This is a genomic window from Faecalibacterium sp. AF10-46, from assembly GCF_003604105.1.
GTDB classification, from domain to species: domain Bacteria; phylum Bacillota; class Clostridia; order Oscillospirales; family Ruminococcaceae; genus Faecalibacterium; species Faecalibacterium taiwanense.
Map to the genome: position 1 here is coordinate 66,083 of NZ_QVGY01000002.1, position 25,956 is coordinate 92,038.

26 protein-coding genes are annotated in these 25,956 nt (G+C 59.2%); 14 read left to right on the top strand and 12 right to left on the bottom strand.

From position 1 onward, the window contains the following. Positions 1–210 precede the first annotated feature (210 nt). Positions 211–378, top strand: coding sequence for a hypothetical protein (locus DWV57_RS14420; protein WP_165853653.1), 168 nt, complete (start codon positions 211–213; stop codon positions 376–378). 37 nt (positions 379–415) lie between these two features. Beyond that, positions 416–805 carry a hotdog domain-containing protein gene (locus DWV57_RS03505; protein ID WP_120019970.1) on the top strand — a complete coding sequence of 130 codons (390 nt, stop codon included), beginning with the start codon at positions 416–418 and terminating at the stop codon, positions 803–805. A gap of 265 nt (positions 806–1,070) precedes the next feature. On the opposite strand, the gene DWV57_RS03510 is transcribed toward DWV57_RS03505, so the two are convergent. Further along, complete coding sequence (locus DWV57_RS03510; RefSeq protein ID WP_133303632.1) at positions 1,071–1,277, bottom strand: hypothetical protein; 207 nt, start codon at positions 1,275–1,277, stop codon at positions 1,071–1,073. 45 nt (positions 1,278–1,322) lie between these two features. Between DWV57_RS03510 and DWV57_RS03515 the strand changes: the two genes are divergently transcribed. Then, the gene (locus DWV57_RS03515; RefSeq protein WP_120019972.1) at positions 1,323–2,987 is read left to right on the top strand and encodes a Na+/H+ antiporter NhaC family protein; all 1,665 of its coding nucleotides are present in this window, start codon (positions 1,323–1,325) and stop codon (positions 2,985–2,987) included. Between the two features lie 90 nt (positions 2,988–3,077). Continuing rightward, the gene (locus DWV57_RS03520; protein WP_097776882.1) at positions 3,078–3,545 is read left to right on the top strand and encodes a MarR family transcriptional regulator; all 468 of its coding nucleotides are present in this window, start codon (positions 3,078–3,080) and stop codon (positions 3,543–3,545) included. Between the two features lie 46 nt (positions 3,546–3,591). Here DWV57_RS03520 and DWV57_RS03525 read toward each other — a convergent pair whose 3' ends face one another. Then, positions 3,592–4,005, bottom strand: a complete 414-nt coding sequence (locus DWV57_RS03525; protein ID WP_097776883.1) for an EamA family transporter — start codon at positions 4,003–4,005, stop codon at positions 3,592–3,594. Between the two features lie 109 nt (positions 4,006–4,114). After that, on the bottom strand, positions 4,115–5,122 hold the full coding sequence (locus DWV57_RS03530; protein ID WP_120019973.1) for an asparaginase: 1,008 nt from the start codon (positions 5,120–5,122) through the stop codon (positions 4,115–4,117). 165 nt (positions 5,123–5,287) lie between these two features. On the opposite strand from DWV57_RS03530, the gene DWV57_RS03535 reads away from it, so the two are divergent. Together DWV57_RS03535 and DWV57_RS03540 are read left to right on the top strand one after the other, a co-directional pair. After that, positions 5,288–6,145, top strand: a complete 858-nt coding sequence (locus DWV57_RS03535) for an NAD(P)/FAD-dependent oxidoreductase (protein WP_120019974.1) — start codon at positions 5,288–5,290, stop codon at positions 6,143–6,145. A gap of 6 nt (positions 6,146–6,151) precedes the next feature. Beyond that, on the top strand, positions 6,152–6,841 hold the full coding sequence (locus DWV57_RS03540) for a Crp/Fnr family transcriptional regulator (RefSeq protein ID WP_005943776.1): 690 nt from the start codon (positions 6,152–6,154) through the stop codon (positions 6,839–6,841). A gap of 49 nt (positions 6,842–6,890) precedes the next feature. Here DWV57_RS03540 and DWV57_RS03545 read toward each other — a convergent pair whose 3' ends face one another. The 3 genes from DWV57_RS03545 to DWV57_RS03555 form a co-directional block, all read right to left on the bottom strand. Next, positions 6,891–7,367: a hypothetical protein gene (locus DWV57_RS03545; RefSeq protein ID WP_120019975.1), complete on the bottom strand. Its 477-nt coding sequence runs from the start codon at positions 7,365–7,367 to the stop codon at positions 6,891–6,893. Between the two features lie 25 nt (positions 7,368–7,392). Beyond that, on the bottom strand, positions 7,393–8,355 hold the full coding sequence (locus DWV57_RS03550) for a GTP-binding protein (protein WP_097774543.1): 963 nt from the start codon (positions 8,353–8,355) through the stop codon (positions 7,393–7,395). 89 nt (positions 8,356–8,444) lie between these two features. Then, complete coding sequence (locus DWV57_RS03555; protein WP_120019976.1) at positions 8,445–9,680, bottom strand: CobW family GTP-binding protein; 1,236 nt, start codon at positions 9,678–9,680, stop codon at positions 8,445–8,447. 500 nt (positions 9,681–10,180) lie between these two features. Here DWV57_RS03555 and DWV57_RS03565 point away from each other — a divergent pair, with 500 nt between their 5' ends. Further along, complete coding sequence (locus DWV57_RS03565; RefSeq protein ID WP_120019978.1) at positions 10,181–11,980, top strand: aminopeptidase P family protein; 1,800 nt, start codon at positions 10,181–10,183, stop codon at positions 11,978–11,980. Positions 11,981–12,055: 75 nt separating this feature from the next. Here the strand turns inward: DWV57_RS03565 and DWV57_RS03570 are convergent, their stop codons facing one another. Continuing rightward, positions 12,056–12,961 carry a glycosyltransferase family 2 protein gene (locus DWV57_RS03570; protein WP_120019979.1) on the bottom strand — a complete coding sequence of 302 codons (906 nt, stop codon included), beginning with the start codon at positions 12,959–12,961 and terminating at the stop codon, positions 12,056–12,058. 14 nt (positions 12,962–12,975) lie between these two features. Next, positions 12,976–13,848 carry a glycosyltransferase gene (locus DWV57_RS03575; protein ID WP_097776890.1) on the bottom strand — a complete coding sequence of 291 codons (873 nt, stop codon included), beginning with the start codon at positions 13,846–13,848 and terminating at the stop codon, positions 12,976–12,978. Positions 13,849–13,956: 108 nt separating this feature from the next. Between DWV57_RS03575 and DWV57_RS03580 the strand changes: the two genes are divergently transcribed. Continuing rightward, positions 13,957–14,679, top strand: a complete 723-nt coding sequence (locus tag DWV57_RS03580; protein WP_118527571.1) for a LytTR family transcriptional regulator DNA-binding domain-containing protein — start codon at positions 13,957–13,959, stop codon at positions 14,677–14,679. A gap of 54 nt (positions 14,680–14,733) precedes the next feature. Here DWV57_RS03580 and DWV57_RS03585 read toward each other — a convergent pair whose 3' ends face one another. Together DWV57_RS03585 and DWV57_RS03590 are read right to left on the bottom strand one after the other, a co-directional pair. Next, a complete protein-coding gene (locus DWV57_RS03585) occupies positions 14,734–15,720 on the bottom strand; it encodes a glycosyltransferase (RefSeq protein WP_097776892.1) in 987 nt (328 codons plus the stop codon). Positions 15,721–15,908: 188 nt separating this feature from the next. Continuing rightward, positions 15,909–16,559 carry an HAD family phosphatase gene (locus tag DWV57_RS03590; protein ID WP_120019980.1) on the bottom strand — a complete coding sequence of 217 codons (651 nt, stop codon included), beginning with the start codon at positions 16,557–16,559 and terminating at the stop codon, positions 15,909–15,911. 146 nt (positions 16,560–16,705) lie between these two features. Here DWV57_RS03590 and DWV57_RS03595 point away from each other — a divergent pair, with 146 nt between their 5' ends. Together DWV57_RS03595 and DWV57_RS03600 are read left to right on the top strand one after the other, a co-directional pair. Beyond that, positions 16,706–17,896, top strand: coding sequence for a patatin-like phospholipase family protein (locus DWV57_RS03595; protein WP_120019981.1), 1,191 nt, complete (start codon positions 16,706–16,708; stop codon positions 17,894–17,896). Beyond that, entirely contained in the window at positions 17,883–19,484 is a 1,602-nt protein-coding gene (locus tag DWV57_RS03600) for a putative PEP-binding protein (RefSeq protein WP_120019982.1), read from the top strand. Before DWV57_RS03595 ends, DWV57_RS03600 begins: the two co-directional genes overlap by 14 nt. Before the next feature lie 49 nt (positions 19,485–19,533). Here DWV57_RS03600 and DWV57_RS03605 read toward each other — a convergent pair whose 3' ends face one another. Both DWV57_RS03605 and prmA read right to left on the bottom strand, forming a co-directional pair. Continuing rightward, a complete protein-coding gene (locus tag DWV57_RS03605; RefSeq protein ID WP_120019983.1) occupies positions 19,534–20,277 on the bottom strand; it encodes an RsmE family RNA methyltransferase in 744 nt (247 codons plus the stop codon). A 73-nt stretch (positions 20,278–20,350) separates the two neighbouring features. Then, positions 20,351–21,265 (bottom strand): 50S ribosomal protein L11 methyltransferase, encoded by a 915-nt coding sequence (gene prmA / locus DWV57_RS03610; RefSeq protein WP_120019984.1) that lies wholly within the window; start codon positions 21,263–21,265, stop codon positions 20,351–20,353. Between the two features lie 456 nt (positions 21,266–21,721). Between prmA and DWV57_RS03620 the strand changes: the two genes are divergently transcribed. From DWV57_RS03620 to DWV57_RS03635, 4 genes are all read left to right on the top strand, one after another. Continuing rightward, positions 21,722–23,191, top strand: coding sequence for a PTS transporter subunit EIIC (locus DWV57_RS03620; RefSeq protein WP_120019985.1), 1,470 nt, complete (start codon positions 21,722–21,724; stop codon positions 23,189–23,191). Positions 23,192–23,355: 164 nt separating this feature from the next. Next, complete coding sequence (locus DWV57_RS03625; RefSeq protein WP_120019986.1) at positions 23,356–23,955, top strand: GNAT family N-acetyltransferase; 600 nt, start codon at positions 23,356–23,358, stop codon at positions 23,953–23,955. 122 nt (positions 23,956–24,077) lie between these two features. Then, complete coding sequence (locus tag DWV57_RS03630) at positions 24,078–24,626, top strand: twin-arginine translocation signal domain-containing protein (protein ID WP_165853654.1); 549 nt, start codon at positions 24,078–24,080, stop codon at positions 24,624–24,626. Positions 24,627–24,958: 332 nt separating this feature from the next. Continuing rightward, on the top strand, positions 24,959–25,852 hold the full coding sequence (locus DWV57_RS03635; protein ID WP_097776898.1) for a phosphate ABC transporter substrate-binding protein: 894 nt from the start codon (positions 24,959–24,961) through the stop codon (positions 25,850–25,852). Positions 25,853–25,956 lie beyond the last annotated feature (104 nt).

The following is a 25,956-nucleotide window of genomic DNA, read 5'->3' on the forward strand; positions in this document are numbered from 1 at the left end:
TGACATCTCCCTTCGTTGTGGATTCACATGAACGCTTGTTCATGTGTTCATAGTAGCACGCGGAATGCTCCTTGTCAAGGCTTTTTTAAAGATTTTCAGCGTCTGCTCTAAATTGATGAAATTTGCCTTAAAACGCAGAAAATTTGCGTTTTTGAATCGCAATAAGGATGCGGATTGGAGGGAAGGCGAAAACAAAAAAGAGGTCGCCGCATGGTCAGTGTCCTCGCCTTTTCCGTCACCTTCGGTGCCACCTCTCCCAAAGAGAGAGGACTTGGCAGCCCGTTTGCGCAAAAAGAAAAAGAGAAATTCACAAAAAAGTGCAAAATAGGGTGCGTTCTGGTGCAAAATGTGGTATCTTATAAAGGTGTTCAAAAATAAAATGCGCCATACGGCGCGCAAAAGGAGAGGAAAGTATATGACATTGGAAACCGGTATCCGCGGGGAACAGAGCGTGCTCGTCACCGCAGCCAATACCGCAAAGACCATGGGCAGCGGCACGCTGGAGGTGTTTGCCACCCCGGCACTGGTGGCGCTGGCGGAAAAGACCTGCTGGATGAGCGTGGCCGATGCGCTGGACGAGGGCAGCGGCTCGGTGGGCACAAAGCTTGAGCTGGAGCACACTGCCCCCACCCCTGTGGGCATGACCGTTATCTGCGAGAGCGAGCTGGTGGCTGTGGAAGGCCGCAAGCTCACCTTCAAGGTGGCCCTGCACGACGAAAAAGGCCCTGTAGGCGGCGGCACCCACGAGCGCTTTGTGGTGAACGACGCAAAGTTCGCCGCCAAGGCGGAGGCAAAGAAGGGCTAAAAGGCAAACGGGCTCGCCCTCTCAGTCACCTTCGGTGCCAGCTCTCCCAAGGGGAGAGCCCTTGGCAAAACTGGGAACTTTACCGTACTGCCAAAGGCTCCCACTTTGAGGAAAGACTTCCCCCGGCCGGGACAGATTCTCCCCGGCCGGGGAGAAATGTCACCGTAGGTGACAAAGAGAGGAACGGATGCCGCATAAGCGGCAAAAGGGGGAATCTGTCGAGCGTATGCGAGACTGAGAGGGCGAGGACGCTGACCGAAGAAAACTATTCTTCATCCGCTTGCTCTGTTTGCTCCAATCGTATCGGCGGCGGGTCAGCTTCCAGCAGGTGCTGCTCGGCACGCTTCTGCGCGTCCTGCAAGAGCTGGGTGGCCTGCACGCTGGCCCGGAACAGCTCAAAATACATCGCTTTATAGTCCGGCGCGGCGCACACCTCCCTTTGCATTCGATGGGGATAGTTTTTCCTGCGCAAAGAGGGGTATGCATCCCCGGAAATTTGAAAAAAGAGGAATCCGTTATGAAAAATAAGAACCTTTCATGGTTCGCAGCTCTGCTGGTGTTTGCCCTGCTGCTGTGGTGCACAGCGGCAACGCCCGGCAAGATCGCGGACCCGTCCACCTATACCTGTGCGGTGTACAGCACCATCTTTTCGCTGCTGCCGCCGGTGATCGCCATTGTGCTGGCGCTGAACACCAAGGAGGTGTACACCTCCCTGCTGGTGGGCATCGCATCCGGTGCACTGCTGTATGCCAACGGCAATCTGGAGCTGGCCATCAACACCCTGTTCTTCAACGAAGACGGCGGCATGGTCGCCAAGCTCTCGGACAGCAGCAACGTGGGCATTTTGGTGTTCCTTGTCATGCTGGGCATCCTTGTGGCCCTGATGAACAAGGCCGGCGGCTCTGCCGCCTTTGGCCGCTGGGCCTCCACCCACATCCACTCCCGGGCCGGTGCGCAGTTTGCCACCCTGCTGCTGGGCGTGATGATCTTTGTGGACGACTACTTCAACTGCCTGACCGTGGGCTCTGTCATGCGCCCGGTCACCGACCGGCAGAAGGTGTCCCGCGCAAAGCTGGCCTACCTGATCGATGCCACCGCAGCACCCGTGTGCATCATTGCACCCGTGTCCAGCTGGGCAGCTGCGGTCACTTCCAGCGTGCCCGAAGGCTCCGGCATCAATGGCTTTACCATGTTCCTGCGCACCATTCCTTATAACTACTATGCCCTGCTCACCATCGTGATGAGCCTGTTCCTCATCTTCACCGGCACGGACTTTGGCTCCATGAAGCTCAACGAGGACAACGCCAGAAACGGCGACCTGTTTACCACCGCCGACCGTCCCTACGGCAACGATGTGGACGATGGCACCGATACCTGCGGCCATGTTGCAGACCTGATCGCCCCGGTGCTGGTGCTGATCGCGGCCTGCATCTTCGGCATGATCTACACCGGCGGCTTCTTTGAGGGCGTGGACTTCGTTACCGCCTTTGCGGACTGCAACGCTTCTGCAGGTCTGGTGCTGGGCAGCAGCATTGCCCTGCTGTTCACCTTTGTGTTCTACCGCGTGCGCAATGTGATGACCTTTCAAGACTTTGCCGCCTGCATTCCCGAGGGCTTCAAGGCCATGGTCAGCCCCATGCTGATCCTCTCCCTCGCATGGACCCTGTCCGGCATGACCGGCCTGCTGGGCGCAAAATATTACGTTGCCAACCTGCTGAGTGGCTCTGCTGCAGCGCTGCAGTACATGCTGCCGGTCATCATCTTCCTTGTGGCGGTGTTCCTTGCCTTTGCCACCGGCACGAGCTGGGGCACCTTCTCCATCCTCATCCCCATCGTGTGCCATGCCTTCCCGGAGGGCGAGATGCTGGTCATTTCCATTGCAGCCTGCCTGTCCGGTGCCGTCTGCGGCGACCACTGCTCCCCCATCTCGGACACCACCATCATGGCATCCGCCGGTGCCCACTGCAGCCATGTGAACCATGTGTCCACCCAGCTGCCCTACGCCATTACGGCGGCTTCCTGCGCGGCAGTGTGCTATGTCATCACAGGCATTGCACAGGCTTTTCTGGGTGCCAACGGCAGCCTGTTCACCTCGCTGATCCTGCTGGCCGTTGCCATTGCCGTAGAGCTGGTGGTGCTCAGCGTGATCCGTGTGCGCACGAACAAAAAGGCAGCAAAATAAATTCCTGCCAAAATTTCAGCTGTTTCGCTTTGCGCCGCGGCCAAAACGTGGTATTTTTAAATAAAATGAACTATCGGAGGCACACGACCTATGCTGGAACAGGCATTTCAGGACGTATACACCAAATTCAAGCTGCATTTCTACCAGAATGTTTTTCAGCGTTTTGCCACCCGCGAAGCCACGCTGACCACGGTGGAGTCCTTCTGCATGGAGGGCATCATGGCTATGGGCGAACCCACCATTGCGGAGTTTTCCCGCATGATGCAGATCTCCACCCCCAACGCGGCGTATAAGATCGGCAGTCTGGTGAAGAAGGGCTATGTGGAAAAGATCCAGTCCACCACCGACCGGCGTGAGTACCACCTGCGCCCCACCCAGAAGTATATCGACTACTACAACATCAGCTATTCCTATCTGAGCACCGTGATCGAGCGGGTGCGCAAGCGCTTCCCGGAAGAGGACGTGGACAAGCTGGAGCAGATGCTCACCATCATCAGCGATGAGCTGATGCCGGAGCTGGACCTGATGAACAAGACCCGGCAGCGGCTGTCGGAATAAAAAATGCGCCCGGGAGTATCCCGGGCGCATTTTTGGTAGGGCGGCTTTACAGCACCATAAACAGGGTGCCGGCGGTGATCAGGGCACAGCCCACCAGATTTTTGGCGGTAAAGGGTTCCTTCAGGATCACAAAGGCCAAAGCCAGGGTGATCACCACGCTGAGCTTGTCCACCGGAACCACCTTGGAGGCGGCCCCGATCTGCAAAGCGTGGTAATAGCACAGCCAGCTGGCCCCGGTGGCCAGGCCGGAAAGGATCAAAAACAGCCAGCTGTGGCGAGAGATATCCCCCACGCCGCCCTGGGTCCCGGTGAGGAACACCATGCCCCAGCTCATGACCAGCACCACCACCGTGCGGATGGCGGTGGCCAGGGTGGAGTTGACCCCCTGGATGCCGATCTTGGCCAGGATGGAGGTAAGGGCCGCAAACACGGCACTGCCCAGTGCAAACACGAACCACACAGTAAGATGCGCCTCCCTTTTTGTCTAGTGTAACACCGCAGCCCTCCCGGCGCAAGGGTGCACAGGCAAAACCGCCGGGCAAGCACTGGCCTGCCCGGCGGCTTTATCCTCAGTGATAGAAGGTGTCAAAGTTCACCTGACGGTAGAACCGCTGCTGCAGCTGGTCAAAGCTTTCGCAGTTCTGCGCCAGCAGCCACATGCTTTTGGTCACTACGGCCTCGATGGTCATATCGTGGGCTTCCAGAAAACGGAAGCGGTTCTTCACCCGCTTGCCCACCTCGTAAACGCCCACGTCGCTGCCCTCGTAGGTGACCTGCGTGGTCATGATGAGCACCTTATGGGTGGTCTCGTAGTCGCCCAGGCCTTCGGCAAAGGCATCCATCAGCTGCTGCGGAATGCCGCCCACGCCGAAGCTTTCCACGATGACGCAGTCGTACAGGCGGAAGATCTCCGGGATGAGCGCCGGGGACATGCCCGGGGTCAGCTTGAGCAGGAACACCTTCGGGTCCAGCACACGGCTGAACTCCACCGGGCCGGTGGGCCACGGCGAGGAAATGTACCGCACCAGCCGGTCACCCTGCACCAGCGCCAGCTCCGGGAAGTTGACTGAGGCAAAGGCATCGTAGCTGATGGTCTTGTTCTTCTTGGCACGAGTGCCCGCAATGACGTGCCCGCCAAACACCACCATTACGCCCCGGCTGCCCGGGTCGATGGCGCAGACCACGCTGTCCCGCAGATTTTTCTTGGCATCCGTGATCTCGTTGGAGATGGGCTGCTGTGCGCCGGTGAGGATGATGGGCTTATCCGCGTTCTGAATCAGGTAGGAGAGCGCCGCCGCAGAGTAGGCCAGCGTATCCGTGCCGTGGCAGATGATAAAACCATCGTATAAAGCGTAGTTTTCCTGGATAGCGCGTGCCATCATGAGCCAGTGCTCCTGCCCGAGGTCGGTGCTGTCAATGCTGCACAGCGCCAGCGTTTCCGGGCAGCACAGTTCTTTCAATTCCGGCAGATGGGCAAGCAGCTCCTCGCTGGTAAGCACGGGCTTTAACCCCTGCTGAGTGCGTACGCTGGCAATGGTGCCGCCGGTGGTGATGAAAAGGAGACGTTGCTTGGTCATAAAATAAGCCTCCGTGGCAGAAAATTCAGATAACTGAAACAGTATAACATACTCTTTTCCGCTTGAAAAGCGGCCAGCCGCCGCAAAGCGCAATTTTTGCGACCCGGTCATAGAAGTTTGGGGGAATTTGGTGTATACTAAAGAAAATGATAAAAGGAGAATGTTATGCCCAATATTGTCATCATCGGTTCCGGCCCGGCGGGCGTATCCGCCGCGCTGTACGCTGTCCGCGCCGGTGTGGATACCACGGTGCTCACCAAAGGCCCCGGTGCGCTGGACCGCGCCGAAAAAATTGAAAACTACTACGGCTTTGCCCAGCCCGTTTCCGGGGCGGAGCTGGAACGCCGCAGCATCGAGAATGCAAAGCGCCTTGGTGTGAGATTCGTCACAGCCGAAGCCGTGGGCCTGACCTATACGGATAAACTCACCGTAGAAACAGTGGATAAAAATTACCCGGCGGACGCTGTGATCCTTGCCACGGGCGCATCCCGGGCGGTGCCGCGCATTCCGGGCCTTGCCGGGCTGGAGGGGCACGGCGTGAGCTATTGTGCCGCCTGCGATGCCTTTTTCTACCGTGGAAAGGATGTGGCGGTGCTGGGCAGCGGCGAGTACGCCCTGCACGAGGTGCAGGCTCTGCTGCCGGTGGTGCACAGCGTCACCCTGCTGACCAACGGCGCACCGCTGACGGCGGACTTCCCGCCGGAGGTCACAGTCTATCCGCAGGCCGTGGAGACTGTTCTGGGCGAAACCGTTGTCACCGGCGTGCAGCTGTCTGGCGGTGTGCAGCTGCCTGTCAGCGGTGTATTTGTGGCACTGGGCGTAGCGGGCAGCACCGCACTGGCCAGGAAAATCGGCGCAGAGGTGGACGGGAACCGCATCGTGGTGGACGAAAAAATGCAGACCACCGTGCCCGGCCTGTATGCGGCGGGCGACTGCACCGGGGGCCTTCTGCAGATGGCAAAGGCCGTGTATGAGGGCGCGCAGGCGGGCACTGAAGCCGCTAAGGCCCTGCGGAAAGGATGAAAAGCAATGTCGGAAACAACAAAGGAACACCGCGATTGTCTGGCCAAAGGTTTTCCCTTCTGGAACGACCTGACACCCGACGAACAGGACATGCTCTGCCGCTATACCCGTCCGGTGCACTACGCAAAGGGCGCTCGGGTGCACAGCCCGCTGGAAAGCTGCGTGGGCATCCTGCTGCTGCGCTCGGGCCAGCTGCGGGCCTACCTGCTCTCGGAGGACGGGCGGGACGTGACGCTCTACCGCCTGTTCGGCGGGGAGGTGTGCATCCTGTCGGCATCCTGCGTGATGGACTCGGTGAACATCGACCTGTATATTGATGCCGAAGAGGACACCGAGGCCTACTGCATCAGCGCGGGCGTTTTCCGCAGGCTGATGCAGCAGAACGTGCATGTGCGCTGCTACGCCTACCAGATGACGGCGGAGCGCTTTTCCGACAGCATGTGGACCATGCAGCAGGTGCTGTTCATGAGCGCAGACCGCAGGCTTGCCATTTTTCTTACCGATGAGCTGGCCAAGACCGGCGGTGATGAGGTACGCATGACCCACGACCAGATGGCAAAATACATGGGGTCTGCCCGCGAGGTGGTGAGCCGGATGCTGAAATACTTTGCGCAGGAGGGCTGGGTGCGGCTGTTCCGGGGCGGCGTGCAAGTGCTGGACAGGAAAAAGCTGCAGCAGCTGGCAAGAGGAGAATAACAAAAAAGGGGCGATGTGAACATCACATCGTCCCTTTTTGGGTCATAGGTTATCCTTTGCAGCCCTGTTCTTCCCAGTCGCCAAAGTCGCTGGCTTCGGCGATCTTGGTGGGATCGAATTTTCCGCTCTCGTCTTTGGGAGCAACGGCGGGGCCTGCTTCCACAGGGTTCGGGTTGGGAGCTTCCGGGGCGAACACCGGCTTCTCGCCGCCCTCTGCGGGTGCCGCCGGGGCAGAGGCTTCTTCGGCGGGCTGGGCAGCAGCTGCCGCTTCTTCGGCAGGAGCTTCCGGCGCAGCTTCTTCTGCAGCCTTTTCGTTGGCAGCATCGGAGGCTTTGGTTTCCGCTTCGGCGTAGGCTTCGGCAGTCTTGGCGGCTTCCTCAGCGTTCTGCTCGGCGTCCTCCGGGAACTCTACTTCCTCCACATGGAGCGGGTCTTTCTGGTTCAGGATCTTGTCCAGTGCCACAATGGCAGCACCGGTAACGGCCACAGCAGCGGCCGTGCCAAGGATACGAAACAGTGTTTTCATGCCGGGACCTCCTTGAAAGATCAGATCAAGAGAATGTTACCACATCGTTCAGCGGCTTTTCGGCAGGCTCCACCGAAATGGCGGTGAGCACCGGGCCTTTGCCGCGGTAGATGTTGTGGAACTTGTAGCCTACCTTTGCGGTCACCCGCACCCATGCGCGCTGCTCCAGCGCCTTGTAGCCATCGTAGCTGCAGGGAAAGCCAACGAACTGGATGTCCTGCACACAGCAGGTCATGGCGAAACGGCCCGGCACGAAGCTGTTCTTGCCGGCACGGTTGGTCTGACACACCTGTGCAAGGAATTTGACCGTTTTTCCGGTATACTTCTGGGGCTCGTCCTGACAGTCCATGTACCAGATGCCGAAATCGTCATCCGGAATGTCGATGATATCCGCGTTGATATCAAAGGGCAGCGGGTCGGGGATGTCGTCATAGGCCACGCTGCCGTCGGCAAACTCGTAAGCGATATCGCACTTGCGGGAAGCCTGACGCACCAGCTTGTGCAGCTCCTGACGGGCGGCATCGTTGTTCACGGCCTCAGCGCGGTTGAACACGATCAGCTCACTGCGGGCGATCTTGTCCAGCAGCAGGCTGCGCATGGAGTTGTCGCGGGCGTAGGTCAGGGCGGTGGTGCCGTCGGCGGTGGCGATGCACTGGTACACGATCCAGCTTTCGGGCAGAGCCTCGGCCAGATCCTGCAGCAGCCACATGCCGTTGTACTCAATGACCACACGGCCTGCGCCGGATTCCTTTTCCAGCTTGAGCAGATTCTGCGGGTTCAGCTCGGCCTTGTCCTCCAGCACCTTGACGGTCACACCGGGAAAGGCGAACTTCTTCTCGTTGTACTCTTCTTCGCCCTCTTCGCAGATCAACAGCAGGGTCTTGTCGCCGGAGTCAAAGTTGGGGTCTTCAAAGGTCTCCTGAATGAATTTGGTCTTGCCGCTTTCCAGAAAGCCCACAAACAGGTAGACCGGGATTTCTTTTGCCATAGGAATGGTTTCTCCTTAAAAAATCATTATCCAATCAGGCTCCCTCTCTGAGGGAGCTGGCAAACCCGTTAGGGTTTGACTGAAGGAGCTCAGCAGCCGAACAGCTCTGCAATGGCCTTTTCGTTCAGCTTGGAGCCGATCACGACCAGCTTGCCGCCCACATCTGCACCGCGGGCACGCACTTCCCATTCGCCGGGCACATAGTCGAACTCCAGCCAGCCGTCTGCGCCGCCGTTCACGATGCCCTTGCTGCGCAGGATCATGCCGTAATTGCCGGTATCCAGCTCGGTGAGGGCGTGCTCCACTTCTGCCTTGGTGAACTTGCGGGCCGTCTCAACGCCCCAGCTGGTGAACACCTCGTCGGCATCGTGGTCATGATGATGGTGATGGCCGCAGCAGCAGTGGCCGTCATGGTCGTGATGATGCTCGTGCTCGTCCTCATCATCGTCATCATCGTGGTCGTGATGATGGCCGCAGCAGCAGTGGTCGTCATGATCGTGGTGATGATGGTGCTCATGCTCATGCTCATCGTGGTCATCATCTTCATCGTGATCGTGGTGATGTTCGTCCTCGTCGTCATCATCATCGTGGTCGTGATGATGGCCGCAGCTGCACACACCGTTCTCGTCATCGTGGTGATGATGGTGGTGGTGCTCTTCTTCCTCGTCCTCGTGGGCGTGCTTCTCATTGGCCTTTGCAGCCATGGCGATCAGCTCTGCCTTGAAGTCGTCCTTGGTGGACATGGCCTTCAGGATCTGCTCACCGGTCAGCTCGTCCCATGCGGTGGTCACGATGGTAGCGGTGGGGTTCTTCTCGCGCAGCATGGCGACCGCAGCGGCGATCTTCTCTTCGCTGGCGGTCTGGGTGCGGCTGAGCAGGATGCAGCTTGCGTGGCTGATCTGGTCGTCGTAGAACTCGCCGAAGTTCTTCATATACATCTTCACCTTGTTCACATCGGCCACGGTGACAAAGCTGTTCAGCTGCACATCCAGATGCTCGGCCACGCCTTCCACAGCGCGGGTCACATCGGAGAGCTTGCCCACGCCGGAGGGCTCGATGACGATGCGGTCAGGATGGTACTGCTCCACCACCTGCTGCAGGGCGGTGCGGAAGTCGCCCACCAGAGAGCAGCAGATGCAGCCGGCGTTCAGCTCGTTGATCTGGATGCCGCTTTCCTTCAAAAAGCCGCCGTCAATGCCGATCTCGCCGAACTCGTTCTCGATCAGCACCACCTGCTGGCCGGCAAAGGCCTCTTTGATGAGCTTTTTGATCAGGGTAGTTTTACCGGCACCAAGGAAGCCGGAGAAAATATCGATTTTGGTCATGATTCAATTGCCTCTTTCTTTGAATAGCACACAGAGCCGCAGAGTGCTGGCTCAAAAAACTTACACTCCTATTATAACAAGGCTGTCAATGGGAAAACCGCCTTTTTCAAGAAAAAATTGTAACTTTTTTTGCAAATTGGCAGTTTGCCCCCTCAGACACGGCTTTGACGCAGGCGATGACGGAAGGGGTGCGGCTTCGCAGGGCAGCGGGCTCGCCCTCTCCGTCATTGCTGACGCAATGCCACCTCTCCCAAAGGGAGAGGCTCTGGCGAAACCGCACACTTTGCAGTTCAACCGGAAACGATACCGCCATGCCAAGGGCTCTCCCTTTGGGAGAGCTGTCACCGCAGGTGACTGAGAGGGCGAGGATGCTACCCGCAGAGCGCATTCCAAACCGTCCCGCCCCTGCATTGCAATCTTTTTCCCGGAATGATACAATAAGGCCAAACAGAAATGCACCGCTGCCGGGCTTTCCGGTGAGAGAAAAGGAAGCAAATCATATGAGCATGAATACCGTTCCCGAGCGCCTTGCCGCGCTGCGTGCCGCCATGGCTGCAAACGGCGTGGCCGTTTATCTGATCCCTGTGGGTGATCCCCACGCCAGCGAATACCTGCCCTGCCATTACACCAGCCTGACCTGGTTCTCCGGGTTCCACGGCGAGAACTCCAACTTCGTGGTCACCCGCACCGAGAGCGCCCTGTGGGCCGACGGCCGTTATTTTGTGCAGGCCGAGAAGGAAATTGCGGGTACCGAGATCAAGCTGCAGCGCATGGGGGAACCCGGCGTGCCCACCGTGGAGGAATACTGCGCAAATGCCCTGAATGAGGGCGAAGCACTGGGCCTGTGCGGCCTGACCGCCAGCACGGCCCTCGTGAACGACCTGAAAAAGGCACTGGAAAAGAAGGGTGCTTCCATCAAGACCCTGAACCTTGAGGACGAGCTGTGGACGGAGGGCCGCCCTGCCCTGCCGGATACCCCAGCGTGGATCCTGCCGAAGGAATATGCGGGCTTCTCCCCGGCGGAAAAGCTGGATCAGCTGCGCAGCAAGCTCAAGGAGCTGGGCTGTACCGCTCAGTTTGTGGGCAAGCTGGATCATCTGGCATGGCTTTTGAACCTGCGCGCCATGGACATTGAGTGCACTCCCTATGCCATGGCCTACTGCTATGTGACCCCCAGCCGCGCGGTACTCTTCATCAACACGGCCCGCGTCACCCCGGAGGCAAAGGCAGAGCTGGAAGCCAACGGCATCACGCTGGCGGAGTACGACGATGTGCTGAAGTTCCTCGCTGCTGAGACGGAACCCCAGACCGTGCTGGCCGAGTGCGCCACGGTGAACTACGCCGTGTATCAGGTGCTGGAGCAAAACCCTGCCCTCACCGTGAAGGACGGCACCGACCCGCTGCTGATGATGAAGGGCGTGAAGAACGAAACGGAGCTTGCCCACACAAAGCAGGCCCATATCCGGGACGCTGTGGCCATGGTGCGGTTCCAGATCGAGCTGGAAAGCCGCCTTGCTGCCGGTGAGACCCTGACCGAGCTGACGGTGGATGAAATTCTGCACAAGTACCGCAGTGCGGACGATAAATTCCTTGTGGAAAGCTTTGGCACCATTGCGGCCTACGGCGGCAACGCAGCCATGATGCACTACCACGCCACCCCGGAAGATCACGCTGTGCTGGAAAAGAAGGGCTTTCTGCTGGTGGACAGCGGTGCCACCTACATGGACGGCACCACCGACATCACCCGCACCTACCCGCTTGGCCCGCTGACCGAGGATGAAAAGCGCTTCTACACATGGACTCTGCAGAGCCACATCGACCTTGCCAAGGCCGTCTGGCTGGATTACTGCGAGTGTAAGATGATCGACACCATTGCCCGGGAACCGCTGTGGCGGCACCTCATCAACTACCGCTGCGGCACCGGTCACAGCGTCAGCTTTGTGGGCAACGTGCACGAAGGCCCCCACGCCCTGAACGGCCGCAACACCACCCTGATGCGCCCCGGCATGGTGGTCACCGACGAGCCGGGCGTTTACGAGACCGACCTCGTGGGCATCCGCATCGAGAACGAGCTGGTGTGCGTGCACAGGGCCGATAACCAGTACGGTACCTTCCTTGGTTTTGAACCGCTGATGTTCGTACCCATTGCCACCTCTCCCATCCTGCCCGGTGTGCTGGATAAGGACGAGATCGCATGGCTGAACGATTACCACCGTCAGGTGTTTGCAAAGCTGGCACCGCACCTGAACGACGAAGAACGCAGCTGGCTGGCGGAGAAGTGTGCCGCCATCGGCTGCTGAGAAAGCACAAAAAACACCCGGAGCCGTGCAGGAGCCAGAGCGGCTCTCGGCGGCAGCCGGGTGCTTTTTATAGGGTCACAGCTTGCAGCAGTGCGTCTGTGGGGTGTCCAGCGGCGGAAGAGTGAACTCGTTTTCGCCAAAGGGCGAACGCAGGATGGCCGCCCGCGTTTCCGGGTAGATGCCAAGTTCGGTGTAGATGTCCCGGTACAGGAGCATCACCCGCCGCCGCAGCGAAAGGATGTCGGCGGTGGTCACTCTGGAGTGGGAGACGCTCTGGCTGTTCTGCAGGTAGTAATAGCCGATGTCCGGGATGGAAACGGCGGTGCGCACATAGCGCAGATATTCGGTGTTGAACAGCTGATCCTCCGCAAACAATTCTTTGCGGAAATGGAGGCTGTGCTTCCGCAGGAGGTCACGGCGGTAGAGTTTGTTGCAGGGGCTGCCATAGTAGAAGGTGTTCGGCTTCTGGATCAGATGCTTTGCGTACTCCTGTCCGGTGTACACCCCGGCAGGCAGATAGCCATAGGCCCGGGTGCGGGGCGGATTGCGCTGGAGCACATGCTGCAGCGCCTTTTCCCATGGGCGGATGCGCTCCACATAGTTTTCCGGGTACACCATCCAGAAGGGCGCGATCACAAGATCGGCGGTGTGGGCCTCGGCGGAGGAGACCAGCTTTTCCGTAAAATCGGGGGCCAGCCAGTCGTCGCTGTCCACAAACTGGATGTATTTGCCGTGGGCCAGCGCAATGCCCTGATTGCGGGTATCCGCTGCGCCGGTGTTGGTTTTATCCACCAGTGCAATGCGGTGGTCGCTGGCGGCAAGGGCGCGGCAAACGGCAAGGGTGTCGTCGGTGGAGCCATCGTTTAGCAGCAGGATCTCAATGCTCTTATAAGTCTGGGCGCAAATGCTTTTGACACAGCGGGCAATGCACCCGGCAGTGTTGTACATGGGCACGATGATGCTTACAAGGGGAAATTCCATAGGTTCTCCTTTTCTCAGATGCGGCTGTGGGTGCGGGCAAATGCGTCGGAAAGCTTCTGCACCGGGCCGTTGGGCAGAGGGCTTTCAAACAGGCTCAGATAGATGCCGTGCAGCCGCAGGCGGAATTTATCGTACACGCCCAGCTGGATACACATTTCCTTGTAGGTGTGGTACATCCGGCTGCGGTGGCGCAGCATGTCCGCCGCGCTCACCTGCGTATGGCATACGCTCTGCGGGTTCTGGATGTAGCAGTAGGCGGCTTCGTTGATGGCGGCAAACCGCTGTGCCACCTGCAGATACCGGGTGTTGAACAGCTGGTCCTCGGCGTATACCACATGCTCGAACCGGATGTGCGCCATCTGGATGAGATCCCGGCGGTAGAGCTTGTTCCAGAGCACGCCGTAGTAAAAGGCAGCGGCATTGCCGGTGAGCTGCCACAGGTAATCCACCTTGTTGTACACCCCGGCGGGCAGCAGGCTGTACTCCCGGGTGTCATAGCCGCCATCCTTGCGGGGCACCATCATCCGGTAGGGAGCCAGCACAAGGTCGGCATGGCTGCGCTGCATAGCAGCCACCAGGTTTGCGGTGCAGCCCGGCAGCAGGTGATCGTCGCTGTCCGCAAACTGGATGTATTCGCCGTGGGCAAGGGCAAGGCCGCAGCTGCGGGTGTCTGCTGCGCCGGTGTTGGGCTTGTCCACCACACGGATGCGGCTGTCGGCGGCAGCAAGCTTCCGGCAGACAGCAAGGGTGTCGTCGGTGGAGCCGTCGTTCAGCAGAAGGATCTCAAGCTCCGGGTAGCTCTGGGATGTGATGCTCTCCACACAGCGGGAGATGAAGCCCGCCGCGTTATAGGCGGGCACGATAACGCTGACAAGCGGCTGCGGCATGGCGGGTCCCTCCGTTTTTTCTTTTTTCGATGCAGCAAAGTTTTATTTATCATACTCCAGCCCTGCGCAAAAATCAAGGCGGGCGGCTGGCAGAAAGGAGGATGTGAAATGGTATTTCACATTGCGGTATGCAGCCCGGACGCGGCCTTGCGCAGCGGGCTGGAACGCCAGTGCATGGAATATTTTGCCCGGCGGCAGGATGCGTGCATCGTGCAGCAGCTGCCGGATGCAGATGCGCTGCTGCGCCGGGACACCGAGGGAGAACGGTTTGACCTGTATCTCATCGAGCTGGGCGCTGTAGCGGCCCCGGCAGGGCTTTCGGCGGCTGCGGAGCTGCGCCGCCGGGGCCGCAGGGCTCCGCTGGCCTTTGCGGCCCGCACACCGGCCCACGCCTACAGCGCTTTCCGGGTGGATGCCATGCAGTATCTGCTTCTGCCGGTACACCAGCAGGAGCTTTCGGCCCTGCTTGCCCGCGCCACCGAGCCGGAGTACGGCCCGGCAATGACCGTTGCCACCGCCGAAGGCATGCGGGCGCTGGCCTATGCGCAGATCGAATATCTGGAGTGCACCCACCATGTGGTGCACTTCCATCTGCTCAGCGGCGAGGATGTGGTGTCCCTTTCGCTGCGGGTGTCCTTTGCCGAGGTAGCAAAGCCGCTGCTGGAAGACGGGCGTTTTTTGCAGCCGCACCGCTCCTATGTGGTCAATCTGGCGGCGGCACAGCTGCTGACGGCGGGCGAGCTGCAGATGTGCAGCGGTGCGCGCATCCCCATCCCGCGCGGACGGGAGGGTGCAGTGCGCGAAGCCTTCCGCAGCTGGATCGACCGGTAAAATGGTAAACAAAAAAAGAGCCGCTTTCACGGCTCTTTTTTTCGTGCCCGGAGATCAGGCATCGGGTTCGGTTTTGTGTTTCTTTTCCTTGTCGGAAGCATCCAGAACACCAAAGCCCCAGCGGTTGGCCATGTCCATGATGATCTTCTGGGGAGAACCGGAGGGATAGGCGTTCTCGGAGAACGCGGTCAGGAATTTATACAGCTGCGGCTGCACCTGATCGTACAGGCCCAGCTTTGTGTACAGCTCCTTGTAATAGCGGAACACCTGCAGTTTGTTCTGCACGATGGAAGCCAGATTGATCTGGGTGTGGCAGATGCTCTGGGGGTTCTGCACATAGTGGTAGCCCGCTTTGGAAATGGATACGAAAACATTGGCGTACAAAATGTATTCCAGATTGAAAACCAGATCTTCGGCCCAGCGCACCTCGCTGGTGAACTGCAGATGATGGTCTGCCAGAATATCCCGGCGGTAGAGCTTGTTCCACAGCACGCTGTAGAAGAAGGATGCGGGCTTCTCCATCAGGCGCAGGGCAAAGGTATCGCGGTCGTAGATGCCCTCGGGCAGGAAGCCGTATTCACGGATATCATCGGGCTTTTTCTCGGCATCGATGCCAAGGTTCTCCTGCAGGTTTTCCAGTGCCTGCGTGGCCTTGGAAGAGTTGGCGGGAATCACCATCCAGTAAGGTGCAATGACCAGATCGGCGTTGTTCGCTTCGGCAGCAGTCACCAGCCGCTCGGTAAAATCAGGGTCGAGATAATCGTCGCTGTCCACAAACTGCACATACTTGCCCTTTGCAAGGGACATGCCGCAGTTGCGGGTCTCCGACACACCGGAATTGGATTTGTCCACCAGAACGATGCGGGGGTCCTTTTCACGGAATTGCTCACAGATGGAAAAGCTTTCGTCCCGGGACCCGTCGTTGACCAGAATGACCTCGATATCCTTCCATGTCTGGGCACAAATGCTCTCCAGACAGCGGGCAACACTATTCTGCACGTTGTACACAGGCACGATAATGCTGACGAGTGGGTTGTTCATGACGGAAGGTCTCCTCTTTACGGATATTATACCTTTATATTGAAAATCACAGAGTGTATTCTCACAAATAAGGACACTTCCCCCTTGGGGCAGTCCTATTTATAATATCATACTCTTCTTGCGAACAAAATGCAAGAGCAAAGAAGGATCAGATAAAGAAAAGAACCGCACGCTGCGGCCCTTTTTTATTACACACGTGTCCAGTCCAGCACATCCCACCGGGGCACGAACTGGCTGCAGATGCGGCGCATCTCCGGCTCGTCAGCGGCAGAGGTGCGGTCTGCGATGCCAATGACGTAATACCCGGCCTTGTGGGCGGTGGCGGCGGCGTATACGGCATCCTCGCACACGGCGCAGGCGGCGGGGTCTGCACCGCCCAGACGGCTCATGCACTCAAAGAACACCTCCGGGCGGCTTTTGTGCAGCACGCCCTGCGCTTCCACGATGAAGGAGAAATACTGCGCGATGCCCAGCCGGGTAAGCACGGTGCGGCACTGTTCGGCCCAGGTGTTGGAGCAGATGCACATGCGTGCGCCCTCGGCCTGCAGCTTTGCCAGCATCGTGCGCACGCCGGGTTTCAGCTCCACGGTCTCGTACAATTCGGCGATCACCTCGCGCATCACGGAAAAATAGCTTTCCTCGGTCAGCGGCAGGCCGTACTCCCGGATCAGATACTGTGCGCCCTCCTGCATTCCCATGTTCAGCAGTGTGGCGCGCAGATCCCCCCGCGGGGTGCGGCCATAGCGGCGCAGCAGTGCGTCGGGGGCACCCTCCCACACCACGGTCATGCTGTCGGTCAGGGTGCCGTCCATATCAAAGATCCATTGCTTGCAGTGCATGAGAATGCCTCCTTTTGAGATCCTGACAAGTATACCATGTTTCTTTGCCGGGAGAAAGGCATCAATTTACAAAAAACGGAAGAAATTTCTCTGGAAATATGCTATAATCTGAACAAAACCGGAAACGATCAAAGGAGGCGGATGCAATGGATGAACGCAGTGCTCCGTGCAAAGCTCTGGTGCTGGCGGGCGGCGGAGCCAGGGGCAGCTATCAGGTGGGTGTGTGGCGCGCGCTGATGGAGCTGGACTGGCACCCGCAGATCATTACCGGCACCAGCGTTGGCAGCCTGAACGGTGCCATGTTCGTGCTGGACCAGTACGAGACGGCCCGCGATATGTGGCTGGCCATCCGCAGCAAGGATGTGATGGAGCTGCCGGAGGAGGATGCCGACCTTTCGGCCCTGCACCAGTTCCTGCGCAGCGTGGTGAAAGCCGGCGGCATGGATGTGACCCCGCTGGAAGAGATCGTGGAGCGGGTTCTGGACGAGGATGCCCTGCGCGCGGCTCCCATCCGCTTCGGCCTTGTCACGGTGGAGCAGCGGGGCTTAAAGTCCCGGGAGCTGACGCTGGACGAGATCCCGGCAGGAAAGGTCAAGGACTACCTGATGGCCTCCGCTGCCTGCTTCCCGGCGCTGCGTGCGCGGGACATCGACGGGGTCAAGTTTCTGGATGGCGGCTACAGCGACAACATGCCCACCGGTCTTGCCAAACGCATGGGCGCGGATGAACTGGTGTGCGTCGATCTGGAAGGCGTGGGCATCACCCGCCCCAACCTCACCGGCCTGCCCACCGTGATGGTGCGCAGCTACTGGGAGCTGGGCGATATCCTGCACTTTGACCCCGACACCGCCCGCCGCAACATCGAGCTGGGCTACTATGATACCCGCCGCGCTATGGGATATCTGCGGGGGTGTGCCTATGCTGTCTCCTGTGATGCCCAGAGCTGCGCGGACGCTGCTGCGTTCCACGCAAAATTTGAGAGGGTGCAAAAGGCCGTGCGGGAGAAATACCCGGTCACCCTGACGGCGGATGCGGCCCTGCTGCTGGCCAAGATGAAGGATGCCGACCTTGCCCCGCTGGAAGCCGCTGCGGAAGATGCCGGTGTGGACCCGGCCCATTACTACACCACCCATACTTTGTGCGATGCATTCCTTGCAAAGTGCGATCAGGCACGGATGCAGAGCTTTGCACCGCTGTTTGAGGGCAGTGCCGATGCGGCGCGGGCCGCACTGGCCGCGCTGCTGCCCAATACCTTTCTGCAGGCGCTGGTCTGGCGCACCCTGACCACGCCGGAAGCCGAGCTTTTGCCGGAGGTGACCGAACATGAAAGTGTATAAAGGTTCCTGCGCTTCTCCCGGCCTTGTGCTGGGGCAGGTGAGCCGTCTGGAGCACCATGTGGAGACCACGACCGTGGGTCCCTTTAAACCGTCCCGGGAGCTGCAGCTGCTCACCGATGCCATCCGCACGGCGCAGGACGAGCTGGAATCCATGGCAGACCGTGCCGCACCCAGCGAGCAGGCCATCTTCCAGTTCCAGAGCATGATGCTGGACGACGAGGGCATGATGAACGAGGTGCGCTTCTGCATCAATGCAGGCATTGGCGCGGCAGCGGCCATGAATCAGGTGGGCCAACGCTACGCCGACCAGCTGGCCAACATGAAGGATAACCCCTACATGCAGCTGCGCAGTGTGGATATCCTCGACGCAAGCCGCCGGGTCATCAACATCATCACCAACCGCCCCCGCATGTGGCTGGCGCTGGATCACCCGGTGATCCTTGCGGCAGAGCGGCTGATGCCCACCGACCTGTTCAGCGTGCCCTCCGGCATGATCCTTGGCATCATCACGGCAGAGGGCAGCGGCCAGAGCCACGCGGCCATCATTGCCCGGGCAATGAATATCCCGGGCATCGTGCAGGTGGGCCGGGATTTTCTGGACGACTGCGACGGCCGCACCGTGATTTTGGACGCCACCGGGGGCCAGTGCACGCTGGACCCGGACGCTGCCGCCCGCCAGCAGGCCGAGACCCGCATCTGCGAGCTGCAGCGGGAGAACAAAGAGATGGGGCAGCTGTATGCTCTGCCCAACAGGACAAAGGACGGCCATCCCTTTGAACTGCTGGCCAACTGCTTTGGGCCGGAGGACATCGACACGGCCATGCAGTCCGGCGCACAGGGCGTGGGCCTGCTGCGCACCGGCTACATGATGCTGCCGGGCCGCATTCTGGACGAGCAGGAGCAGTATTTCTTCTACTGCTCCTGTCTTGCTGCCGCCAAGGGCTGCCCGGTAACGGTGCGCACCTTCGACTTTGGCTCAGACCGCACCATTTCCGACGCCTATCAGGGCCTGCAGTCTTCCAAGCTTGGCCTGCGGGGCATCCGCAACAGTCTGCGCCAGCCCCACCAGTTCGAGACGCAGCTCTGTGCGCTGCTGCGCGCCGCCGCCCGCGGCCCACTGCGGGTGATGTTCCCCATGGTGACGAATGTGGAGGACTGGGACGCAGCCATGCGTGTGGTGGAGCGCTGCCGCGAGCACCTGCGGGAGCGCGGCGTGGCGTTCAACGAAGATACAAAGTTCGGCGTGATGCTCAGCGTACCCGCTGCCTGCCTGACCGCTGAGGAATTTGTAGAGCACGGGGTCGATTTTCTTGTGGTCGGCACCAACGACCTGACCCAGTACACCCACGCGGCAGACCGGGAGCTTGCCAGCGCCGAGCACTACTACCGTCCGGCCAGCAATGCCATGAAAAAGCTCATCACTATGGTGATGGATGCCGCAAAGGTGCGCAATGTGCCGGTGACCATCTGCGGCCTTGCCGTAGGCAACCCGGCCAACACGGTGCAGTATTTGCAGCTGGGCCTGCGCAGCTTCTCGGTCAGCCCGCAGAACCTGCTCAACGTTAAAAAGGCTCTGCTGGAAAGCTGATAGAAAAACAAAGGGGACTGCATCGCAGTCCCCTTTGTTTTTGTAAATGTTATTCCAGATTTCCGGTCAGGGTCATCACGGCGGAAAGCACCGCCAGCGGGGCGGTCTCGCACCGCAGGATGCGGGGGCCAAGGCCCACCGTTCTGGCTCCGGCCTTTGCGGCCATCTCGGCTTCCTCGGCGGCAAAGCCGCCCTCGGCTCCGGTCACGATGGCGATTTTCAGCTTTTCACCATCGGCGGGCTTTGCTGCGGCCAGCAGGTCGCGCAGGGGCGCGCCGCCGCACTCGTAGCAGAACAGTACAAGGTCATACTGGTCAAAGGTGCGGCACACGGCACCAAAGTTTGCCAGCGGCAGGGCCACATCCGGCAGAATGCCCCGGCCGCACTGCTTGGCGGCTTCCACCGCAATGCGGTTGTAGCGCTCGTTCTTCTGTTCCTCTTTTTTGGGGGCCGCCACGCAGTACCGGCTGAAGAAGGACACGATGTGGGCTGCGCCCAGCTCCACGCCGTGCTTGATGATCTGTTCCAGTTTGTCCTGTTTGGGATAGCCCGCCAGCAGGGTGACTTCCACGCTGGGTTCGGCGGCGCTGGGATAGCCCGGCTCCACCGAAAATTCTACGCACTCATCCCCGAAGCCGGTGATGGTGGCGGTGTATTCCACGGCATTGCCGTCGCATAGAATGACAGTATCGCCCAGCCTTGCGCGCATCACGCGGGCAAGGTGGTGGGCATCCGCTCCACGTAGGGTGGCGGTGCCATCAGAGATCTCGGTGGTAAAATAACGGTGCGGCATTTTATCAATCCTTTTACATCTTATAGCTCGCCCTTCGGGAGAGCTGGCGCGTCAGCGCCTGAGAGGGTTCTCCTTACGCCTTCTTACAGACGATGCACTCCCAGCCGCGCTTTTCCTTGACTTCCACGACGGCGAGACCGGCCTTTTCCAGTCCGGCGATCACCTCGTCCTTGCGGCTGTCGATGATGCCGCTGGCGATGAAGATGGCACCTTCGGCCATCAGGCCGGGCACAGCCGATGCCAGACTGAGAATGGCGTTGGCCACGATGTTGGCGGTGATGATGTCGTATTTGCCGCTGGCCTTATCGGAAAGGTCGCCCACCAGCACGGTCAGCTTGTCCTGCACGCCGTTCAACGCGGCGTTCTCGCCTGCGGTGCGTACGGCCACAGGGTCGATGTCCACGCCCTCGGCCACAGCAGCGCCCAGCTTCAGCGCCGCAATGGCAAGGATGCCGCTGCCGGTGCCGATGTCCAGCACCCGCTCGCCGCCGGTCACCCGCTCGTCCAGCGCTTCCATGCACAGGCTGGTGGTCTCGTGGCCGCCGGTGCCGAAGGCAAGGCCCGGGTCAAGGATCAGCTTCACCCGGTCAGTGTCGTACTGCTGCCACGAGGGCACCACCGCCAGCCGTTTGCCGATCTCCATAGGGTGGTAATACTTGCGCCAGCCGTTCTGCCAGTCCTCCTGCTCTACGCCCTCGGTCTCCACGGTGTAGGCGATGTTTGCAGCTTCCATGCGGGCAGCAATGAGGGCCAGCGTTTCCACGGGGGAAGCGCCCGGCTCCAGATACATATGGATGATAACGGTATCGCGGGGCTTGTCCAGCAGCTCCTGTTCGATCAGGTCCACATGGGCGATCTCGGCCACCTGCTGCTCGATGTCGCTGTAGTCTTCGATATAGATGCCGCCCTCGGCGATCATGGTGGCAACGGCTTCGGCGTTGTCGGCATCGGCCTTGGCCACGGTCAGGCGGATATCAGTCCATTCCATAATGCTGTCTCCTTTTATTTTGCATCCTCGCCCTCTCCGTCATTGCTTGCGCAATGCCACCTCCCCCAAAGTGGGAGGCCTTGGCAGTCCATGCAAAGTTTGCGGTTTTGCCAAGGGCTCTCCCTTTGGGAGAGCTGGACGCGAAGCGGCCTGAGAGGGCGCATGTTCTTTATAATAGTATAGTACCCGATTCGGCTGTGGGATGCAAGCCTTTGGGCAAAATGTACGTAAAAAGAAAAGAATTTTCAACACAAAGACGACTCTTGCGCGGAAAAAACAAAAATTATCGACTGAAAAACTGCCAAATGAGGACTTTTGATGCATTTTGATAGAAAAAAGGCGAAAGGGACTTTCTTTTTTTGCAAAAGTATGTTAATATTTTATTACGGAATTATGGACGGCCTGCAACCAGAGGCGTCTGTAAACACAAACATTTCTTAAGGAGGAATGTGCTTTATGATGAAGTATCTCCAGAAACTGGGCAAAGCTTTGATGCTTCCCGTCGCGGTCCTGCCGATCTGCGGCATCCTGATGGGTCTTGGTTATGCCCTTGCTCCGGGCGTTATGGGCGTTCCCGGTGCAGCAACTTCCGGCGCAGCTTATACCGTTGGCTTCCTGCTGGTCAAGGCAGGCGGCGCTCTGATCGATAACATGGCATGGCTGTTTGCCATTGGTGCTGCTGTCGGCCTTGCTGACAACGACGGCACCGCAGGTCTGGCCGGTCTGGTCAGCTTCCTGATGATGCAGCAGCTGCTGAACCCCGGTGTGGTCGGCATGGTCCGTCATCTGGAAGAAGGCACTGCTACCTACATCGCCTTCCAGAAGGTCGCCGGCAACTCCTTCATCGGCATTCTGGCCGCTATTGTGGGCGCTGCCTGCTACAACAAGTTCAAGGATATCCAGCTGCCTGACTGGCTGGCATTCTTCTCCGGCAAGCGCTTCGTTGCAATCGCAACCGGTCTGATCTCCATTCTGGTGTCCGTTGTTCTGCTGTTCGTCTGGCCGCTGATCTTCGGTGCACTGGTCGCAATCGGCAACGGCATCGCAGGCATGGGCGGCATCGGCGCTGGCATCTACGCCTTCCTGAACCGTCTGCTCATCCCCACCGGCCTGCACCACGCTCTGAACAACGTGTTCTGGTTCGACACCATCGGTCTGGGCGACCTGTCCCACTTCTGGGCTGGCGAGACCTCTGCTGATGTGGGCTGGAGCCTTGGCATGTACATGTCCGGCTTCTTCCCCTGCATGATGTTCGGTATTGCCGGTGCTGCTCTGGCTATGGTCAAGACCGCTAAGAACAAGAAGGCTGCCATCGGTCTGGTCGTTTCCGCTGCCATCTGCGCATTCGTCTGCGGCGTTACCGAGCCCTTCGAGTTCGGCTTCATGTTCCTGTGCTTCCCGCTGTACGTTGTGTACTCCGCTCTGTACGGCATCTTCACCATCATCACCTACTACTCCGGTTTCCGTGCCGGCTTCTGCTTCTCCGCAGGTGCTACCGACCTGGTGTTCTCTGCTTCCCTGCCCGCAGCTGCCAAGACCTGGATGATCATTCCTCTGGGCATCGCAGCCTTCGTGGTGTTCTACGCAGTGTTCTACTTTGCCATCACCAAGTATGACCTGAAGACCCCCGGCCGTGAGGACGAGGACGACGAAGAGGCCGAGAAGAAGGTCGTTCTGGCAAACAACAACTACACCGAAGTCGCTTCCGCTGTTCTGGCTGCTGTCGGCGGCAAGGAGAACGTGAAGGAAGTTGGTTACTGCGCAACCCGTCTGCGCTTTGAGGTCAAGGATAACGCCAAGGTGGACGAGAAGGCTGTCAAGGCCGCTGGTGCTGCCGGTGTCATCCGCCCCAGCAAGAACGCTTGCCAGGTGATCATCGGCACCAAGGTCCAGTTCGTGTACGACGAGCTGAAGAAGATGCTGTAACGCATACAGCATTCTGAACGGAGTTTGTGCGGGAGACTGGTTGATCCCGTATTCCCATAAAAGCCGCCGGGAGAAGGGCAGAGCCTTCCGCTCCCGGCGGCTTTTTGCGTTCCCGCGCGGAGTGTGCTATACTGGTACAAAAGGCAGATGCGGGAGGAAAAACCATGAGCAAAGTGTACAGCTGGCGAAAACTGAACGAAAAAGAACTGACGAGGGTCTATCTGGACGAAATGCGGCGGGACTTTCCGCCCACGGAGCTCAAGCCCCTGAGCATGATCCTGAACAGCGAAGCGGACGGCACCGCCCACACATGGGGCGTGTTCGACGGCGAAACACTGGCGGCGTACCTGCTCATGGTGCGCCCGGCAGGCAGCAGGGTGAGCCAGCTGGATTACTTTGCCGTGCTGCCGGAATACCGTGCTGCAGGGCTGGGCGCGCAGCTGCTGGCCGACCTGCCGCAGCATGAGCGCGGTGCGCAGGCCATCCTCATTGAGGCCGAATGCCCGGATAAGGCGGAGGACGAAGCTATGGCTGTGCGGCGGCTGGGCTTTTACGCCCGGTGCGGCGCGCGGGACACCGGATTCACCGAGCACCTGTTCGATGCATGGTTCCGCATTCTGGTGCTGGACTGCCCGGGTGCCGGTACCTTTGCGGACCGGCAGGCCGTGGATGCACTGGTGGACTGCTACCGCCGTACCATCAGCGAGACCGAGTGGCAGAAGTACGTGCAGTTCTACTGCCCGGACGGAACAAAATACTGCTGAGCAGAAGGCGCTCTGTGCAAATTATGTGTACAGAGCGCCTTTTTGTCATATTTTTGTTGACAGACTCCCAAAAAGTGGTACGCTAAAAGCACAGCAAAATGCTTTTAGAGGAGGGCAATATTATGGCAGAAAAAATGACCCGGCGTACCTTTATGAAGGGCGCAGCAGCTGCGGCTGCAGCAATCTCTTTGTCCGGCGTGCTGGTCGGCTGCGGCGGTGGAAGTGCTGCGGCCGATGAGGTGAAGCTGGGCGCATATACGGTGAAACTGTACAGTGCGAATACACATGCAGAAGTACAGGGCACCGGCGGCTCTTCGTATAAGATCACGGCAAAGGCAGATATTACATTTGATAAGAATGCGGGAGGCACATTCCAGGAACTGCCCTGTAAAGGAATGTTTACGGGTAAGATCGACACGGTTTCTCTGAATACAGACAAACCGACCGGCAGCCTTAAGATGTCGAATTTTGCAGGCCTGAATTGGTTTATGAGCAAGGCGACCGTCGAGGTCGAAATGACGATCCCGACAGAGGAAGCCTATAAGAAGATCGCCGCCGGAACCCCGGTGGAGGTAACGGTCAAGCTCAACAATGTAGAGGGAAAGCTGTATATCGTACAAAAGGATCAAACGTTCCTTGTGCTGAATACAGACCCGACGTCCGCAGATTGATTCTGAACACGGATCATATTAGACGACGATCAAAACGGAAGGTGCTCCCTATGGAGCACCTTCTTTTTTTGTCACTTTGCCCAGCCAGAAAATGGCATTTTCGGCATATTTATCCTGTTTGTAAAATTTGAGTACAGGCTTTTCATGCCGGCTTTACGCAGGCTTGACACAGCCGCCGGAGCCTGTGCAAAAGCTTTACCTTCATTTTGCGCGTACATGGTCGCAGCGCACACGGCGGTGCGGTACAATAAGGCCGTTCCCAAGGAAAACACATCAAAACAAGAAAACATCGGCCGAAAATGCATTTCGGCATTTATTGGAGGAAAAGGGTTATGAAAAAGATCACCCGTCGTTCGTTTATCACTGTCTGCGGCGCTGCTGCTGCAGCTATGGCTCTGACCGCCTGCGGCGGCGCAGCCTCTTCCACTGTGGCATCCTCTGCTGCGGAGTCCACCTCTTCTTCTGCCGCTGCTGAGACCGCTGCAGGCACCCTGTCCGGCAATGTGGCTACCGGCGGTTCTACCTCTATGAAGAACGTCATCGCTGCCCTGACCGAGGGCTTTGCCGAGGTGGAGCCGGGTGTCACCGTCAGCTACGACCCCACCGGTTCCGGCGCAGGCATCACCGGTGCTACCGATAAGACGCTGGACATCGGCCTGTCCTCCCGCGCCCTGAAGGACGACGAGAAGAACGACGTGGACGGCACCACCGTGGCTCTGGACGGCATCGCCATCGTTGTCAACAAGGCCAGCAAGGTGGCAGACCTGACCGTAGAACAGCTGAAGCAGATGTTCACCGGCGAGATCACCAACTGGAAGGATGTGGGCGGCGACGACGGCGAGATCGTTCTGGTGGGCCGCGAGGCCGGTTCCGGCACCCGCGATGGCTTTGAGAGCATCGTGGACGTGAAGGACGGCTGCAAGTACGCACAGGAGCTGACCGCTACCGGCGCAGTCATCAGCGCTGTGGAGGCCAACCCTCTGGCTGTCGGCTACGCTTCCCTGTCCGCTGTGGGCGACACCGTTGCCATGGTCACCGTGGAGGGTGTGGAGTGCAGCGAGGATACCGTCAAGGACGGCAGCTACAAGATCCAGCGTCCCTTCGTGTTCGTCACCAACAAGAGCGTGGCCCTGTCTGAGCAGGCACAGGCCTTTGTGGACTTTGCCACCAGCAAGGACGCTGCCGACCTCATCCGCACCGCAGGCGCTGTGCCGGTGAACGAGTAACGGTTAGCGGGCTCGCCCTCTCAGGCCGCTTCGCGTCCAGCTCTCCCAAAGGGAGAGCCCTTGGCAAAACCGCAAACTTTGCGTGGACTGCCAAAGCCTCCCCC

Coding starts and splice junctions, on each gene's coding strand:
- DWV57_RS14420 (WP_165853653.1), top strand. CDS start 211: ATGGTCAGTGTCCTCGCCTTTTCCGTCACCTTCGGTGCCACCTCTCCC.
- DWV57_RS03505 (WP_120019970.1), top strand. CDS start 416: ATGACATTGGAAACCGGTATCCGCGGGGAACAGAGCGTGCTCGTCACC.
- DWV57_RS03515 (WP_120019972.1), top strand. CDS start 1,323: ATGAAAAATAAGAACCTTTCATGGTTCGCAGCTCTGCTGGTGTTTGCC.
- DWV57_RS03520 (WP_097776882.1), top strand. CDS start 3,078: ATGCTGGAACAGGCATTTCAGGACGTATACACCAAATTCAAGCTGCAT.
- DWV57_RS03530 (WP_120019973.1), bottom strand. CDS start 5,122: ATGACCAAGCAACGTCTCCTTTTCATCACCACCGGCGGCACCATTGCC.
- DWV57_RS03535 (WP_120019974.1), top strand. CDS start 5,288: ATGCCCAATATTGTCATCATCGGTTCCGGCCCGGCGGGCGTATCCGCC.
- DWV57_RS03540 (WP_005943776.1), top strand. CDS start 6,152: ATGTCGGAAACAACAAAGGAACACCGCGATTGTCTGGCCAAAGGTTTT.
- DWV57_RS03545 (WP_120019975.1), bottom strand. CDS start 7,367: ATGAAAACACTGTTTCGTATCCTTGGCACGGCCGCTGCTGTGGCCGTT.
- DWV57_RS03550 (WP_097774543.1), bottom strand. CDS start 8,355: ATGGCAAAAGAAATCCCGGTCTACCTGTTTGTGGGCTTTCTGGAAAGC.
- DWV57_RS03555 (WP_120019976.1), bottom strand. CDS start 9,680: ATGACCAAAATCGATATTTTCTCCGGCTTCCTTGGTGCCGGTAAAACT.
- DWV57_RS03565 (WP_120019978.1), top strand. CDS start 10,181: ATGAGCATGAATACCGTTCCCGAGCGCCTTGCCGCGCTGCGTGCCGCC.
- DWV57_RS03570 (WP_120019979.1), bottom strand. CDS start 12,961: ATGGAATTTCCCCTTGTAAGCATCATCGTGCCCATGTACAACACTGCC.
- DWV57_RS03575 (WP_097776890.1), bottom strand. CDS start 13,848: ATGCCGCAGCCGCTTGTCAGCGTTATCGTGCCCGCCTATAACGCGGCG.
- DWV57_RS03580 (WP_118527571.1), top strand. CDS start 13,957: ATGGTATTTCACATTGCGGTATGCAGCCCGGACGCGGCCTTGCGCAGC.
- DWV57_RS03585 (WP_097776892.1), bottom strand. CDS start 15,720: ATGAACAACCCACTCGTCAGCATTATCGTGCCTGTGTACAACGTGCAG.
- DWV57_RS03590 (WP_120019980.1), bottom strand. CDS start 16,559: ATGCACTGCAAGCAATGGATCTTTGATATGGACGGCACCCTGACCGAC.
- DWV57_RS03595 (WP_120019981.1), top strand. CDS start 16,706: ATGGATGAACGCAGTGCTCCGTGCAAAGCTCTGGTGCTGGCGGGCGGC.
- DWV57_RS03600 (WP_120019982.1), top strand. CDS start 17,883: ATGAAAGTGTATAAAGGTTCCTGCGCTTCTCCCGGCCTTGTGCTGGGG.
- DWV57_RS03605 (WP_120019983.1), bottom strand. CDS start 20,277: ATGCCGCACCGTTATTTTACCACCGAGATCTCTGATGGCACCGCCACC.
- prmA (WP_120019984.1), bottom strand. CDS start 21,265: ATGGAATGGACTGATATCCGCCTGACCGTGGCCAAGGCCGATGCCGAC.
- DWV57_RS03620 (WP_120019985.1), top strand. CDS start 21,722: ATGATGAAGTATCTCCAGAAACTGGGCAAAGCTTTGATGCTTCCCGTC.
- DWV57_RS03625 (WP_120019986.1), top strand. CDS start 23,356: ATGAGCAAAGTGTACAGCTGGCGAAAACTGAACGAAAAAGAACTGACG.
- DWV57_RS03630 (WP_165853654.1), top strand. CDS start 24,078: ATGGCAGAAAAAATGACCCGGCGTACCTTTATGAAGGGCGCAGCAGCT.
- DWV57_RS03635 (WP_097776898.1), top strand. CDS start 24,959: ATGAAAAAGATCACCCGTCGTTCGTTTATCACTGTCTGCGGCGCTGCT.